Genomic DNA, 878 nt, shown 5'->3' with positions numbered 1-878 from the left:
GACGCCCTCACAGGCCTGCCCAACCGCCGCCTGCTGCTGGACCGCCTGCAGCGCTCCATCGCCGCCTGCCAGCGCACCAAGAACCTCGGCGCCCTGCTGTTCATCGACCTTGATAACTTCAAAGACCTCAACGACACCCTGGGCCACGACATGGGCGACCAGCTCCTGTCCCAGGTCGCCACCCGCCTGGTGGGCAGCGTGCGCGAAGCCGACACCGTGGCCCGCTTTGGCGGCGACGAATTCGTCGTCATGCTCGAAGCCCTGGCCCCCGACCTGCAAGACGCCGCCACCCAGGCAGAAACCGTGGCCGAGAAACTCCTGGCCAGCCTGAACCAGCCCTTCGAACTCGACGGCGCCCAGCACTACAGCACCCCCAGCATCGGCATCACCCTCTTTGGCGACGAACGCCTCACGGTGGACGAACTCCTCAAACGCGCCGACCTGGCCATGTACCAGGCCAAGGCCGCAGGGCGCAACACCCAGCGCTTCTTCGACCCCGACATGCAAGCGGCCGTCAACGCCCGCTCCAACCTGGAGGCCGACCTGCGCCAGGGCCTGGCCCGGGGCGAACTGCTGGTGCACTACCAGCCCGTCGTGGACCACCAGTCCCAGCTCATGGGCGCAGAAGCCCTGGTGCGCTGGCGCCACCCCCAGCGCGGAATGATCAGCCCCGGCGACTTCATCCCCCTGGCCGAACAGACCGGCCTGATCCTCCCTTTAGGCCAATACGTGCTGCAAACCGCCTGCGAACAACTGCAGCGCTGGGGCCAGCACGAAGCCACCGCCCACCTGTCCATCTCGGTCAACGTCAGCGCCCGGCAGTTCAGGCAACCGGGCTTCGTGGCCGAAGTGCTGCAGACCCTCAAGAACCACCACGC

The 878-nt window shown here is 67.3% G+C and carries 1 protein-coding gene; it reads left to right on the top strand.

Annotated features, from left to right (window positions below):
* Positions 1 to 878 (top strand): putative bifunctional diguanylate cyclase/phosphodiesterase (locus AC2YJX_RS26200; protein WP_487257710.1); only part of this gene is annotated, 878 nt, incomplete at both ends.

It is taken from the genome of Acidovorax sp. SRI_002 (genome assembly GCF_057586455.1).
This window is presented reverse-complemented; position numbering and strand designations above follow the sequence as displayed.